This window comes from uncultured Maricaulis sp., from assembly GCF_963975345.1.
Taxonomy (GTDB): Bacteria; Pseudomonadota; Alphaproteobacteria; order Caulobacterales; family Maricaulaceae; genus Maricaulis.
This window is the reverse complement of record NZ_CAXBGE010000002.1, coordinates 274351-288209: the sequence shown is the minus strand read 5'-3', so window position 1 is coordinate 288209 and position 13859 is coordinate 274351. Positions and strand designations below refer to the sequence as shown.

Below are 13859 nucleotides of genomic sequence, written 5' to 3'. Positions count from 1 at the left end.
CTGCCGCTCAGATACTGACCTGCCATCGGCCACCCGCTCGGGACGGCCTGGAAAAAGGACGAATTGGAATGGCTGCGGGGCTGCGGGCAGAGGCGATGGACGGCACTGCACTGGCGCGGCTCGTAGAGCGTGTCGCCGCGACCCAGGACCGCGCGGCCTTTGGTGCGCTATTCGACCATTTCGCACCGCGGGTGCGCGGGTTTTTGATCCGGCGGGGCCTGCCACAGGCCCAGGCCGATGAGCTTGCCCAAGAGACCCTGCTCGCGATCTGGCGCCGGGCCGGAAGTTATGACGTCGCGAAATCCGCCGTTTCGACCTGGGTCTATACGATTGCCCGCAACCTCCATATCGACCAGTATCGCAAACTGGTTCGAGCCGGACGTGTTGATCTGACCGATCCTTCCCTGCGCCCCGGCGAAGCGCCTGCCGCCGACGAACTCTATGCGCGCGGGCAGGATGTCAGCGCGGTCACCGAGGCGCTCGCGACCCTGCCGAATGACCAGCGCCGCGTCCTCGAGCTGGCCTTTATGGAAGGGCTTTCGCACAGCGAAATTGCTCTGAAGATTGCGCTACCGCTGGGAACCGTTAAATCGAGAATTCGCCTCGCGATGGACAAGTTGAAACTCGGCCTTGGAGGTCTGCAATGAGCCGGAGAGGCTATTTTCTTGAAGAGAGCTGGTATCTCGATCACGCCGCTGGCGCCGCGATGACACCGGGTCAGGACATGCTACTGCGCTCACATCTGGAGGTGTCGCCGCAAGCGCGGGCGCATGCCGATTCGATGGCGCGCATTGGCGGCGCCCTGCTGGAGACGGTCGGTGATGAGTCTCCACTCGCTTTCGATGCCGCAGATATTTTCGCGCTCGATGCGGCCCGGTCACAGACCGTTGCAGCGACAGATGATGGCGCTGAGACCGATACGGCATCGCCCGCGCGTTCGGCCGATTTGCCCAATTGCCTGCCCGACGTGTTGTGCGAGTTTATCGACCAAGCCGGAATCAAGCTGCGCTGGGAGTTTCTCGGCCCCGGCTTGAAGAAGGCGATGCTGTGGCGCAGCGAGGCTGATGAGCGTTTATGGCTGCTGCGTGCCCGTCCCGGCGTCGCCATACCGCATCACGGCCATCGCGGTGCGGAGCTGACCCTGGTGCTTCAGGGCTCTTTCCTCGATGGCGAGCAGCGTTATGTGCGCGGCGATGTCGAAGAGGCCGACACCGAGGTCGAGCACGATATCCAGATTGGCGATGGCGAGGAGTGCATCTGCCTCGCCCTGACCGTTGGCAAGCTGCGCTTTGACGATCCGCTATTGCGGGCCTTGCAGGTGTTCACCGGTCTTTGAGGTCGCGGGCAGGCCTGGCCCGCTGGTCATTAACCCCTGTCGGCGCGTGGGCTCGATGCGTCGGCAACGTCCTTGCGCAGGCGGAGCTGTGCCCGGGTTGCGGCGGTGATCGGACGGCCGAAATGCCAACCCTGCAGATAATCGAAGCCAAGCAGGCGCAGCAGCGATGCCTGGGCCTCGGTCTCGACGCCCTCGGCAACGATCTCGAGCCGCATCGCCTCGCTGAGCAGGGACATGGCCTGCAGCATCTTGTTGGCGCTCTCGCTTTTGCCAATGGTGTCAATAAAGCTCTTATCGACCTTGATCTTGCTGAACGGCAGGGTGTGCAGATAGCTGATGCTGGCGAAGCCGGTGCCGAAATCATCCAGGTTGAGCCGGAAACCGGCCTCGCTCAGCTCGTCCATACGCGCCTTGGCGCGGCCGAAATCCTCGATCAACACCGTCTCGGTCAGCTCCAGCTCGATTTGCGCCGGGGTGAGCTCGTATTGCGCAAGCTTGGCCACGAAGCGGCGGCAGAGGTCCGGGTCGTTGAGCTGGGTGGGCGACAGATTGATCGAGACGCTGATGCCCGAATCCCGATCAAATTCCCGGCATACGGAATCAAGCACGAGATCGCCCAGCGCGTGGATCATTTTGGAATGTTCGGCGGCCGGGATGAAGACGTCCGGCGGAATATTGCCACGTGTGGGATGCTCCCAGCGCAACAGGGCCTCAAGCGAAGCCGTCTCGCCGGTTGAGGCCAGTACAATCGGTTGATAGGCGACGTAGAATTCCTGCCGACCGAGACCGGCTTCCATGTCGGCATCGAGCGCGCGCCGATTCTCGTCGACGGCAGCGAAATCGGCATCATAATACAAGGGGTAATCGAGCTGGTCGGCCTTGGCGCGATACATGGCGAGGTCGGCCTCGTCGACCAGCGCCAAAAACGTCTTGGTCGCGTCGGCCGAGGATTCCGAGACGCCAATCGCGGCGCCAATGTCGAACAGGCGTCCATCACAATCGATCGGCGTTTGTAGCGAATCCAGCAGAGTCCGGGCGATATCGAGCACGTCCCGTGCATCGTCCGGGTCGATCAGGATCGCGGCAAACTCATCGCCGCCCATGCGCGCAATATAGGCGCGTGGCGGCAGAACAGCGCGGAAGCGTTGCGCGACCTCGACGATCACGGCATCGCCGGCCTGGTGGCCCGCCTTGTCATTGACGGCCTTGAAGCCGTTCAGATCGATATAGATCACTGCGGCCTGTCCACCGCTGGCCGCACTCTTCGCGGCCTCGCTATCTATGAAGTGGGTAAAGCCGTGCCGGTTGGGCAGGCCGCTCAGGCTGTCGGTCGAGGCCGCGAGGCGGGCGCGGCGTTCATTCTCTTCCGCGTTCCGCGCCAGACGGCGGGCATGACGTCCGATCACTTGGGAGGCCGCGAGGAAGGCCAGGATATAGGCGATCAGCGGTATCAGCGCGACACGCAGGGTCTCGATCCCGGGCAGGGATGATCGCCAGATCAGCTGACCGACCTGGTGCCCGCTACGATCCCGAACCGGGACGGCGCCGTTGATCGGCGCGACCGTCGGGGGAAAGAATTGGATGTTGTGGACGAGGTAGTGCTCCTCAAGGGTCATAAAAAATGCGTCATCCATTTCCGTGCCGATGATCAACAGGGTGTCGTGCAGCGGATCGGTGGCGGAGCGGTCTTCATATTCACCCAGCACCGTGATTGAGGCGATATAGCTGCGATCATCCATCGAAACGAAATGCGAGCCGAGATATTTGCCCTGCCCGTATTCCCCGGCCAGTTCCTGACGAATGACGCCCATCTCATCCGGGCTCAGAATGTCATCGCGAATCGTCAGCCCGCTCGCGCGGTGCCAGCCGTAAATCCGCCCCTCTGCCTCATTGCTCAAAATGACAAAATCGAAGCCGGAGTGGTCCTGTAAAGGCTCGGCCATGCTGGCCTCAAGCGCGTCGGTCTCGCCAGCTTCGAAATAATCGACCGCCGCGTCCCACCACCCGTAATCGACGGCCCAGTTTTCATTCTGCTCGGCGGCGGCATCGATTCCCTGGGCCAGAAGCAGGCTGTCGGTGCGGCGGGCATTTGCGTTCAGGCTGCCGACAAAGAAGTAGATCGTCAGCACCGAAGCGATCAGGCTGACGAGCGCTGCCACATTGATGTAGAGGCCGAGTTTCTTGTCGAGCGCCTTGTTCATATTTCGCCTGTTCAAATCGAATTTCGTCTCCCCGTCCTGACATAAAAAAGTAAACGGGCGACTTGCGGACTGTCATGCAGCCGCGTCCCGACCCTACCGGTTTACCGCCTGCTCACATTGTCGCGCTAGTTTGATGGTGAAGCCTGACAAGCCGGGTTGCGGTTCGCTTGGCAGGGGCGGTGGAAATTTTGTGAAGGACGTACCGACAATGACAGATCAGGCTATCGATTGGCGGACATGCCCGAAAGTCGACACGTCGATAGTGGGCGCCTTGGTCGCTGCGGTTGGCCCGGACACCTTCGCGGCGTTGAAAACCCAGTTTGCCGAGGATTTGCAGGCCCAGGCTACCGCCCATTTGCAGGCGCGACACGACGGCGATGACCCGGCGGCGCACCAGGCCGCCCACGCGCTGCGCGGCGCGGCGCTAAATATCGGCCTGACACAGCTGGGCCATCTGGCCGGCGCGCTTGAGCGCGGCGAGCGTGGCGATGAGGGCGAACTCCCAGGCGTGCTGACCGTGTCGATCTCAAGCCTGATGGCGTCGGGCAAGTCTTGACGGCGGCCTTGGCGGGCGATCACCCGCTACCGATTTGAAAAATGTAAGAAAATGCCTTCATTCAGCTAGGGTTCACCCAGAAAATCTTCTATTGTGGACTTCTGGCATTTGCCGGGGCGGCTTGCACGGGGTGGGCCAAGCCTCTGGCGAGCGTACAAGGGGAAACCACGATGAAAGCATTTTTGCTCGCGACGGCATCTGTCGCACTGATGGCGGGCGGCGCGCTCGCCCAGGATTATTCGGCACCGCCAAGCTATGGCAGCGTCAATCTCAATGCCGGCTTCACGCCCGATCCATATAACGTCAACATCACCTCGGGCGGCTCGATCCCGGCCAGCAATGTCTCCGGCGAATGCCGCGGCTGGGTTGCGAATGCGCCCGATTATTCGGTCAATTATTCTGCGGGTGGCTATGATCTGACCATCGGCGCCACGTCGAGCTCCGACACGACCTTGTTGGTCAACGGACCGAATGGCGAATGGTATTGCGACGATGATGGCGGCCAGGGCCTCAACCCGCTGGTCCAGCTCAATAATCCGCGCTCCGGTCGCTATGACGTCTGGATCGGCTCCTATTCCCAGGGCGACTACGCCTCAACAGTCCTGTCGGTTTCCGAAATCGGTTTGACCCAGGGCAATTCCAACACGCCAAACACCTACGCGCCTGCGACCTTCGGCAGCGCGAATTTGAACTCCGGCTTCACGCCTGACCCCTATACGGTCAATGTGACGTCGGGTGGTGTCCGCAGCGCCCGCGCCATGTCGAGCTCTTGCGCAGGCTGGATCGCCGATGCTCCGGATTTCTCGGTCAATTACTCGGCCGGCGGTTATGACACGCTGACCATCGGTGCGGTGTCCAATTCGGACACGACGCTGGTCGTCAATGACGCTTATGGCAATTGGTATTGCGATGACGATAGCGGCAATGGCCTCAATCCACTGGTAACGCTCGCCAATCTGGCTTCCGGTCGTTACGATATCTGGGTTGGCTCCTATTCCGAGGGCGATTACGCCACTTCGGTCCTGTCGATCTCGGAAATCGGTCAGGTTGCTGGCTCACGTCCGCCTGCCGTCAATCTGCCTCAGCAACCTCCACAATCGGGCATCAACATGTCCGCGCCTGCCGCTTATGGCACGGCCTCGCTGCGCAGTGGTTTCCAGCCGGATCCCTATCGCGTTAACATCACCTCGGGTGGTGGTTATCGCGCGGACAGCGTCGAGTCCGGTTGCGCCGGCTGGGTGGCTTCGGCACCCGATTTCGAACTGACCTATACGGCTGGTTCACTGCCCCTGATCATTTCAGCGGCGTCGAATTCCGACACCACGCTTCTGATCAACGGGCCCAATGGCGTCTGGTTCTGCGATGATGATGGCGGCAATGCCGGCCTGAACCCAGCCGTGCGGTTCGACCGTCCGATGTCCGGTGTCTATGACATCTGGATCGGCTCCTACAGCCAGGGCAATAACGCCACGGCGTCGCTCTCGATCTCCGAGCTTTATAGCGAATAGATCCAATAGCGTTCAGACGATCAAAGGGGCTGTCCGGAAAACCGGGCAGCCCTTTTGTTTGCCTCCCTTTTTCTTGCAACACGCACCGGCTGTGGCACTCTTGCGGTCAAACAGATCCGGGGGGAGTTGATATGCGTATTGTTCTGGGAGTGGCGGGGGCCCTGTTGCTGGCCGCCGCCATCGGCATATTCCGGGTTTTGCCGGCCAAGCTCGATGCCGGCATGAATGTCGTCACAGCCCACGAGCCCTATGCAATTTCCACCGAGGCCCAGGCGCTGCACGACGATCTGCGCGTCGCCGATCTGCATTCCGACATGCTGCTCTGGATGCGCGACCCCAATAGCTGGAATACGCGCGGCCATACCGATTTTCCGCGCCTTCGCGCCGGCCATGTCGCGCTGCAGGTCTTCTCCAGCGTCACCAAGACGCCCGCCAATATGAATTACGACAGCAATACCGCCGATAGCGACAACATCACCCCGCTGGCCATCGTCCAGCTCTGGCCGTTGGAAAGCTGGACCTCGATCTATGCCCGCGCCCGCTATCATGCCCGGCGGCTGAACCGTCTGGCGACGCTCTCGCACGGCGAATTTGTCGTCGCACGGACGCGCGAGGATCTCGCCGCTGCCCTGGAGCGCCGCGCCAGCGACCCCGATGTCCTCGTCGGTATTCTCGCCACCGAGGGCGGTCATCCCTTCGAGGGCGATCTGGCCAATATCGATGGCCTCTATGATGAAGGCTACCGGATGATCGGCCTGCAGCACTTCTTCGATAATGAGCTCGGAGGCTCGCTGCACGGCGTCTCCAATGCCGGTCTGACCGATTTCGGCCGCGCCGCCGTCGCGCGCATCATCGAGCGCGGCATGATCATCGATCTCGCTCATTCCTCTCAAGCCGTTGTCCGCGATGTGCTCGACATGACCGATGTGCCACTGGTGATCTCCCACACCGGTATTCACGGCCATTGTGAGGCCCGGCGCAATATCCCCGACGCCCTGATGTCCGAAGTCGCGGCGCGCGGCGGCGTGATCGGCATCGGCTTCTGGGCCGACGTCACTTGCGATGACACTCCCGAAGGCGTCGCCGCCACAATCCTCGCCGCGATTGAGCTGCTCGGCATCGAGCATGTCGCCCTCGGCTCCGACTATGACGGCGGCATCACCGCCACCTTCGACGCTTCGGAATACGCCGTCTTAACCGATCGTCTGTTGGCGGCAGGGCTGAGCGAAGCTGATGTCCGCGCCGTGATGGGGGAGAATACAATCCGGTTCTTCTTGGCGAATTTGCCGGGGGATTAGTGAGGGCCAGCCCGTTTCTCCACCCAATAGAAAAATATCTCTCCCCGGAAATCGCCGCGCTCCTCGGGGGGAAGTTATTTTGCGCTGGTGGAGACGGTTTCGGCCGCCTATCCCCCACGTCTCACAATTATCTCACGTCATCCCGGCGAACGCCTGGACCTCGACGTCACAGGGTCGGAGCCTGCGATATCGAGGTCCCGACTGGAGTTTGCCCCCGCGCAGGCGGGGGTCGGGATGACGGGTTTTATTGAACTTATCCTCACCCCCTCAACCTGCGCGTATGCTTCAGCTGTTCCGGTCGCACGGGAGGCACGAGCTCAGTCAGTCGCGGCGATCGGGAGCGTGCAGCCTGTCCGGGCAGAGGGGTGACATCCCGAGCGCTGGCAGGGCGTCCATTAAGGTCTGACGGCACTAAACGACCGACCTGAGTACCTTTCTGGATTGGAACCGGGGTGGAGACAGCCCGAGAAAACTGCACGTGTGGGACGTCACGGATGTCACACTTAAATCATACGCGTTACCCGGCATTCGCCGGCGTCCCACACCCTCCCATCCCTCCAGCGGCAAGCCGCGTGGAGATTTTGGTGCGGGCGCATAAAGCAAACAGCCCATCCCGCTTGGCCAACAGGTCCGGCAATGCTACCTCCCCGCCTATGAGCACTGATCAATCCCTCATCCGCAATTTCTCCATCGTGGCGCATATCGACCACGGTAAATCCACACTGGCCGACCGCCTGATCCAGTTCACGGGCGGGCTGACCAATCGTGAGATGAAGGAGCAGGTGCTCGACAATATGGAGCTCGAGCGCGAGCGGGGCATTACCATCAAGGCCCAGACCGTGCGCCTCGATTATCCGGCCAAGGATGGCAAGACCTATATTCTCAATCTGATCGACACGCCCGGCCATGTCGATTTCGCCTATGAGGTCAATCGCTCACTGGCCGCGTGCGAAGGCTCGCTGCTCGTCGTCGATGCCTCCCAGGGCGTCGAAGCGCAGACGCTGGCCAATGTCTATCAGGCGATTGATGTCGATCATGAGATCGTCTCCGTGCTCAACAAGATCGATTTGCCGGCCGCCGATGTTCCGCGTGTCAAGGCGCAGATCGAGGACGTGATCGGGATTGATGCCTCGGAAGCGGTCGAGATTTCGGCCAAGACCGGGTTTGGCATTGAGGACGTGCTCGAAGCCGTCGTGAAGCGTCTGCCTTCACCGGCGCATGGCGACCCCGATGCGCCGCTCAAGGCGATGCTGGTCGATAGCTGGTATGACAGCTATCTCGGTGTGATCTGCCTGGTGCGCATCATCGAGGGGACGTTGAAAAAGGGCATGAAAGTCCGCCTGATGCGTTCCGGTGGGGCCTATCCCGTCGATGGCGTCGGCGTGTTCCGGCCCAAGAAGGAAGCGATCGACAGCCTCGGGCCCGGCGAGATCGGCTATCTCAATGCCTCGATCAAACAGGTCCGCGATGCCCGCGTTGGCGACACCATCACCGATGACCGCCGTCCGGCCACCGAAGCGCTCAAGGGCTTCAAACCGGCCCAGCCGGTCGTGTTCTGCGGCCTTTTCCCGGTCGACAGTGCTGAGTTCGAAGATTTGCGCGAAGCGATTGAACGTCTCGCTCTGAATGACGCCAGCTTCTCGTCCGAAATGGAAACCTCGGCCGCGCTCGGCTTCGGCTTCCGCTGCGGCTTTCTCGGCCTGCTCCACCTGGAAGTGATCCGCGAGCGGCTTGAGCGCGAATACAATATCGAGCTGATCACAACGGCGCCGTCCGTGGTCTACAAGATCGAGCTGACCGACGACACGACGGTCGATCTGCACAATCCGGCCGACATGCCCGATGTGATGAAGATCCGCTCCATCGCCGAGCCGTGGATCAAGGCGACGATCCTGGTGCCCGACGAATATCTCGGCAGCGTGTTGAAACTCTGCCAGGACCGCCGCGGCAATCAGCTCGAACTGACCTATGCCGGCAGCCGGGCGATGTTGATCTATGAATTGCCGCTCAATGAAGTCGTGTTCGATTTCTACGACCGGCTGAAATCCATCTCCAAGGGCTATGCCAGCTTCGATTATCATTGGGTCGACAATCGCGAGGGCGATCTGGTGCGCATGACGATTTTGGTCAATGACGAGCCGGTCGATGCGCTCTCCATGGTGGTCCATCGCGGCCGGGCCGAACAGCGTGGCCGTGCCATGTGCGAGAAGCTCAAGGATCTGATCCCGCGCCACATGTTCAAAATCCCGATCCAGGCCGCGATCGGGGGCCGTATCGTTGCCCGCGAAACCCTCTCCGCCCTGCGCAAGGATGTGACGGCGAAGTGCTATGGCGGTGACGCCTCGCGCAAGCGCAAGCTGCTCGACAAGCAAAAGGCCGGCAAGAAGAAGATGCGCCAGTTCGGCAAGGTCGAGATTCCGCAGGAAGCCTTTATCGCGGCTTTGAAAATGGACGATAATTAGCGTTCGTTTCGATCACCTCTTGGTGAGCGGGCAATTTAATCGCCAATCGCCCTTGCAATTGAGTGGGCAGGGCGCATCCTTGTGTCGATTCACGCTCGTTTCACCTTGGAGCCCACCATGCGCCGTTTTCTCGCCAGCCTTGCCGTCACCGCCTGTCTCACCGCCCCGGCGCTGGCCGATCTTGAGGTTGGCGACACCGCGCCGGAAATCCAGGCCGACGGTTTTCTCGGCGGTGAACCCTTCCATTTCGATCTCGCCGAGGCTTTGGCTGAGGGTCCGGTGGTGATGTATTTCTTCCCCGCTGCCTACACATCGGGCTGCAATGTCGAAGCGGCATTGTTCGCCGAATCCGCGCCGGAATTCGCCGCCGCCGGCGCGACACTGGTGGGCCTCACGGCCGGCAATACGGACCGCCTGTCAGACTTTTCGCGGCAGCATTGCGCCAGCGCCTTCCCGGTCGCCGCAGTTAGCAGCGATGTTGTTTCGGCCTATGGCGTCGGCTTGATGCTGCGTCCAGGCTGGACCACGCGCACCTCCTACGTCATCGCACCGGACGGCACGATTGCCTTCGAACATTCCGAGATGAGCCCCGACCAGCACGTCACCGAAACGCTGCAGGCCTTGCACGATCTCGGCTATGGCGCCGCAGCGGCTCCGGTCGAGTAGGACTTTCGCCGCCGGGCCGGATTGGCTAGCCTTGACCCTCTGATGGGAGGGGCGATCCATGGCGACACCTGATGAGATGATGCGCAGCATGGTGGCGAATATGCCGGCCAAGACGGGTCGTTCGCTCGATGAATGGCTTGTGTTGGCCCGCGCCGCGCCTGAACCCAAACACGGCAAGATCATCGCCTGGCTCAAGGGCGAACACGGCCTCACCCACGGCTATGCCAATCTGGTCGCGACGGCGCATCTGAGTCCGGAGCGGCTCGCCCCGCCAACGGCCCGTTCAGATGCCGATCTGATCGAGGCGCAATATGCCGGCAAGGAAATCCTGCGCCCGATCCATGACCGACTGAGCGAGCTGGCTCTCCAGCTTGGCGACGATGTCGAGCTGGCGCCGAAGAAGACTTACGTCTCCCTGCGCCGCTCCAAACAGTTCGCGATTATCCAGCCCTCGACGAAGACCCGCATCGATCTCGGACTCAATCTGGGCGATCTCGCCCCGACCGGCCGGCTGGAAGCCTTCGGCCCAGCCAATGCCATGGTGTCGCATCGCGTCCGTTTGGAAGATGTCGATGCCGTCGACGCCGAAGTGATGGAGTGGCTGCGCCTGGCCTATAACGCCGCCTGACGCTCGAATCTGTCTCTGGCGCGGCATGTTAAAACACGATCAGGGCAAGCCACTGCAAAAAACCTCCGCATTGCAGCAATATTTCCTCGCCCCATGTTGCGGTGCAGCGAAATCCTCCTAGTCTGATCGCGACTCGCAAGGAGATGCCCCGTGCCCGAGACCGAGACCGCAATCCTTTTTGAAAACCTGCACCCGGTGGCCGATGCGCCGCTGTTGGCTGCCGGATTGCGCATCGAGCGTCACGCTTCGGCGCTGGAGCCCGCCGCTCTGCATGCGGCGCTCGCCCAAGCGCGGGTCGCCGGAATTCGTTCGCGCACCAAAATGACCGCCGCCGCTTTTGAGGCCGCGCCGCGCCTGCTGGCACTGGGCTGTTTCTGTATCGGCACCAATCAGGTCGATCTCGACGCCGCCTCGCGTCACGGCATCCCCGTTTTCAACGGCCCGTTCGGCAATACCCGCTCGGTGGCCGAGCTGACCCTCGCCTCGGTGATCATGCTGATGCGCGGCGTGCCCTTGCGCGCCTCTGCTGCCAAGCGCGGCGAATGGCTCAAATCGGCGACCAATTCCCATGAAGTCCGCGGCAAGAAGCTCGGCATTGTCGGCTATGGCAATATCGGCTCGCAATTGAGTGTGCTGGCCAGCGGTCTGGGCATGCATGTCTATTTCTACGATGTCGAACCCAAGCTGGCCCACGGCAATGCCCGCTCGGTTGGCAGCCTCGATGAATTGCTCGAGCTCTGCGATGTCGTCACCCTGCACGTGCCGTCTTTGCCATCGACCAAGAACATGATGAACGCCCAGGCGATTGCGCGGATGAAACCGGGCGCGATCCTGATCAACCAGGCGCGCGGCGATCTGGTCGATATCGATGCCCTGTGCGCAGCGCTGGAGAGCGGCCATCTGATCGGCGCCGCCATTGACGTCTTCCCCAGGGAGCCGGCCTCAAAGGACGAAGCCTTCGTGACGCCCCTGCAGAAATTCGAAAACATCATCCTGACCCCGCATGTCGGCGGCTCGACGCTCGAGGCGCAGGAAGCAATCGGTGATGATGTCGCTGCCAAGCTGGCGCGCTTTCTCAGCCACGGGGCGACCAAGGGCTCGGTCAATGCGCCGGAACTTGAAGCGGGTCCAATCCAGGCCGGGCGCGTCCGCCTGCTCAGCTTCCACGCCAATGCGCCGGGCTATCTCTCCCGCCTCAATGATGCGGTCAGCGCGGCCGGCGCCAATATCGCGGCCCAGCATCTGGAGACCCGCGGCGAGCTTGGCTATGTCATTGCCGATCTCGAAGGCGATCTGCCGGATGCCTTCCTCGATCGCATCAAGGCGATGGACGGCACGATCCGGGCGCGGCTTATAGCGGGCTGAGTATTTTCAGCAAAAGTGGGCACCGGTTTTGCGGTTCGAAAATGCGACCACCCAGAATCCTAAAGCTTGAGCAGGCCGGCCAGCGCGTTGACACTGCGGACATAGCTTTCGCCGGCCCATTCCGCTGCTGCGACGACGACTTCGCGCTGGGCGATGGCGCCGAAGCCGATGAATTTATCGGCGGCGCCCTGCTCGAAAGCTTCGAAATCCGTCATGCCGTCGCCGACGATGATGGTACTGGAGGCCCGGGTTGAGATCTGGTTGAGAATTTCCGCCTTGCCGCCATTGTGCGAGAGCGGGCAATCGGGATCGAGCCCGACGACATGCTCGCCTTCATATATGAAGCTGTTAGCGTGGATCTCGCTGCGGCCAAAACCCAGATCGCCCAGCACCGGCTCGAGCAGATCGGCGAACCCGCCGGAGACGGCATGCAATTGATCGCCCTGGGCCCGCAATTGCCGCAGCAATGCCGCCATGCCCGGCGTGACCCGCTGCCGCAACGCCTCGGCCATGTGCGCTACCGAGGCGCGGTCGAGAGAAGCCAGCTTCAGACGCGCCTCGAGTGAATCGCGCAGCGCCATCCGCCCGGTCATGCCGGCATTGGTGATTTCGTGTAGACGCTTCTTGGCCGCGACAGCATCGGGCAGCGTCGACAATGCAGCCTCCAGCGCCATGTCGAGCGATTCCACCCGCAGCAGCGTTGAGTCGACATCGAAGGCGATCAGGCGTTTCAAATGATTGCATCCCACCGGTCCGCGCGAGCCCGATGGGCCCACAATCCAGCTAATCTGCGTCGATTCCCCGACCGGTGCGATTATTGTAACACGCTGGCCTCAGGCGGCATCGATGCCGGTCCCGATCGGGCAGACCACGCCGGTGCCCGACAGACCGCAATAACCGCCGGGATTCTTGGCGAGATACTGCTGGTGATAGTCCTCGGCATAATAGAATGGGCCGGCCTCGTTGAGCTCGGTGGTGACAGGGCCGCGCCCATGCGCCGCCAGCGCGGCATTGTAGGCGGTGCGGCTGCGCTCGGCCTCAGCCATCTGTTGCGGTGTGGTCACATAGATCGCCGAACGATACTGGCTGCCGCGATCATTGCCCTGACGCATGCCCTGGGTCGGATCATGGCCCTCCCAGAACCGTTTGAGCAGATCGTCCAGCGGGATTTTCTCCGGATCGAAGATTACACGTGCGGTTTCGGCATGGCCGGTGGCGCCGGAGCAGGCCTCGTCATAAGTCGGATTGGGCGTGTGGCCGCCGGCATAGCCGACCGCCGTGTGCCAGACGCCATAAGCCTGCCAGAACAGGCGCTCGACGCCCCAAAAACAACCCATGGCGAGGAAGATCTCTTCCATCCCCTCCGGCCGTTCCAGTTTTAACGGCCGGCCGGTGACGAAATGGGTGCTGGCCGTGGTGATCGGCGTGGTTCGGCCGGGCAAGGCCCGGTCGGCGGTGATGATATCAGGGGTCGGAAATAGCTCGGTCATGGCGGGTTCCTGGGCAGGTTCCTGGGTGGTGCTCATCTCCAAAATAAGCACTCCGCGAGCGATTGCCAGAGCCGAAGCTGTCGCACCCCGCCGCCCCCGCTGCCATGGGCCTTGCGCACAAGGCACGCCAGCTGATTGAGGTCACTTGCACCAGCCCGCCTGATGCGTATAGTCCGCCCTCCTCGCGGTGAGGTGGCCGAGTGGTCGAAGGCGCACGCCTGGAAAGTGTGTAGGCGGGGAACCGTCTCGTGGGTTCGAATCCCACCCTCACCGCCATACATCCCCCCAAATGGTCCTGTCAGAGGAACTTCGCCTTGAGCGCGGTACGGTAGTTCCTTAGCCTCACCGG

General features: G+C 61.8%; 12 protein-coding genes and 1 tRNA gene. 10 read left to right on the top strand and 3 right to left on the bottom strand.

The features are described 5' to 3' along the window. Positions 1 to 68 precede the first annotated feature (68 nt). Both AAC029_RS02965 and AAC029_RS02960 read left to right on the top strand, forming a co-directional pair. The gene (locus tag AAC029_RS02965; RefSeq protein WP_339743784.1) at positions 69 to 647 is read left to right on the top strand and encodes a sigma-70 family RNA polymerase sigma factor; all 579 of its coding nucleotides are present in this window, start codon (positions 69 to 71) and stop codon (positions 645 to 647) included. After that, positions 644 to 1336, top strand: coding sequence for a ChrR family anti-sigma-E factor (locus tag AAC029_RS02960; protein WP_339743782.1), 693 nt, complete (start codon positions 644 to 646; stop codon positions 1334 to 1336). Before AAC029_RS02965 ends, AAC029_RS02960 begins: the two co-directional genes overlap by 4 nt. Before the next feature lie 29 nt (positions 1337 to 1365). Here the strand turns inward: AAC029_RS02960 and AAC029_RS02955 are convergent, their stop codons facing one another. Continuing rightward, entirely contained in the window at positions 1366 to 3537 is a 2172-nt protein-coding gene (locus tag AAC029_RS02955; RefSeq protein ID WP_339743780.1) for an EAL domain-containing protein, read from the bottom strand. A gap of 208 nt (positions 3538 to 3745) precedes the next feature. Between AAC029_RS02955 and AAC029_RS02950 the strand changes: the two genes are divergently transcribed. The 7 genes from AAC029_RS02950 to serA all read left to right on the top strand — a co-directional run bounded on the left by AAC029_RS02950 (position 3746) and on the right by serA (position 12020). Next, positions 3746 to 4093: an Hpt domain-containing protein gene (locus AAC029_RS02950; protein WP_339743778.1), complete on the top strand. Its 348-nt coding sequence runs from the start codon at positions 3746 to 3748 to the stop codon at positions 4091 to 4093. Positions 4094 to 4263: 170 nt separating this feature from the next. Continuing rightward, positions 4264 to 5601: a hypothetical protein gene (locus tag AAC029_RS02945; protein ID WP_339743776.1), complete on the top strand. Its 1338-nt coding sequence runs from the start codon at positions 4264 to 4266 to the stop codon at positions 5599 to 5601. 131 nt (positions 5602 to 5732) lie between these two features. After that, on the top strand, positions 5733 to 6899 hold the full coding sequence (locus AAC029_RS02940; protein ID WP_339743774.1) for a membrane dipeptidase: 1167 nt from the start codon (positions 5733 to 5735) through the stop codon (positions 6897 to 6899). Between the two features lie 653 nt (positions 6900 to 7552). Next, positions 7553 to 9361, top strand: a complete 1809-nt coding sequence (gene lepA, locus AAC029_RS02935) for a translation elongation factor 4 (RefSeq protein WP_339743772.1) — start codon at positions 7553 to 7555, stop codon at positions 9359 to 9361. Between the two features lie 117 nt (positions 9362 to 9478). Next, the gene (locus AAC029_RS02930; RefSeq protein ID WP_339743769.1) at positions 9479 to 10027 is read left to right on the top strand and encodes a peroxiredoxin; all 549 of its coding nucleotides are present in this window, start codon (positions 9479 to 9481) and stop codon (positions 10025 to 10027) included. Positions 10028 to 10085: 58 nt separating this feature from the next. Next, positions 10086 to 10655, top strand: a complete 570-nt coding sequence (locus AAC029_RS02925; protein WP_339743767.1) for a DUF4287 domain-containing protein — start codon at positions 10086 to 10088, stop codon at positions 10653 to 10655. A 150-nt stretch (positions 10656 to 10805) separates the two neighbouring features. After that, positions 10806 to 12020, top strand: a complete 1215-nt coding sequence (gene serA, locus AAC029_RS02920; RefSeq protein ID WP_339743765.1) for a phosphoglycerate dehydrogenase — start codon at positions 10806 to 10808, stop codon at positions 12018 to 12020. A 59-nt stretch (positions 12021 to 12079) separates the two neighbouring features. Here the strand turns inward: serA and AAC029_RS02915 are convergent, their stop codons facing one another. Further along, positions 12080 to 12754, bottom strand: coding sequence for an HAD-IB family phosphatase (locus tag AAC029_RS02915; RefSeq protein WP_339743763.1), 675 nt, complete (start codon positions 12752 to 12754; stop codon positions 12080 to 12082). A 99-nt stretch (positions 12755 to 12853) separates the two neighbouring features. Next, entirely contained in the window at positions 12854 to 13510 is a 657-nt protein-coding gene (gene msrA / locus AAC029_RS02910) for a peptide-methionine (S)-S-oxide reductase MsrA (protein WP_339743761.1), read from the bottom strand. Positions 13511 to 13696: 186 nt separating this feature from the next. On the opposite strand from msrA, the gene AAC029_RS02905 reads away from it, so the two are divergent. Next, positions 13697 to 13786, top strand: a tRNA-Ser gene (locus tag AAC029_RS02905). The last annotated feature ends 73 nt before the right edge of the window (positions 13787 to 13859 follow it).

Excerpts from the sequence above, each read along its gene's own strand:
- AAC029_RS02965 (WP_339743784.1), top strand. The coding sequence starts at position 69 with ATGGCTGCGGGGCTGCGGGCAGAGGCGATGGACGGCACTGCACTGGCG.
- AAC029_RS02960 (WP_339743782.1), top strand. The coding sequence starts at position 644 with ATGAGCCGGAGAGGCTATTTTCTTGAAGAGAGCTGGTATCTCGATCAC.
- AAC029_RS02955 (WP_339743780.1), bottom strand. The coding sequence starts at position 3,537 with ATGAACAAGGCGCTCGACAAGAAACTCGGCCTCTACATCAATGTGGCA.
- AAC029_RS02950 (WP_339743778.1), top strand. The coding sequence starts at position 3,746 with ATGACAGATCAGGCTATCGATTGGCGGACATGCCCGAAAGTCGACACG.
- AAC029_RS02945 (WP_339743776.1), top strand. The coding sequence starts at position 4,264 with ATGAAAGCATTTTTGCTCGCGACGGCATCTGTCGCACTGATGGCGGGC.
- AAC029_RS02940 (WP_339743774.1), top strand. The coding sequence starts at position 5,733 with ATGCGTATTGTTCTGGGAGTGGCGGGGGCCCTGTTGCTGGCCGCCGCC.
- lepA (WP_339743772.1), top strand. The coding sequence starts at position 7,553 with ATGAGCACTGATCAATCCCTCATCCGCAATTTCTCCATCGTGGCGCAT.
- AAC029_RS02930 (WP_339743769.1), top strand. The coding sequence starts at position 9,479 with ATGCGCCGTTTTCTCGCCAGCCTTGCCGTCACCGCCTGTCTCACCGCC.
- AAC029_RS02925 (WP_339743767.1), top strand. The coding sequence starts at position 10,086 with ATGGCGACACCTGATGAGATGATGCGCAGCATGGTGGCGAATATGCCG.
- msrA (WP_339743761.1), bottom strand. The coding sequence starts at position 13,510 with ATGACCGAGCTATTTCCGACCCCTGATATCATCACCGCCGACCGGGCC.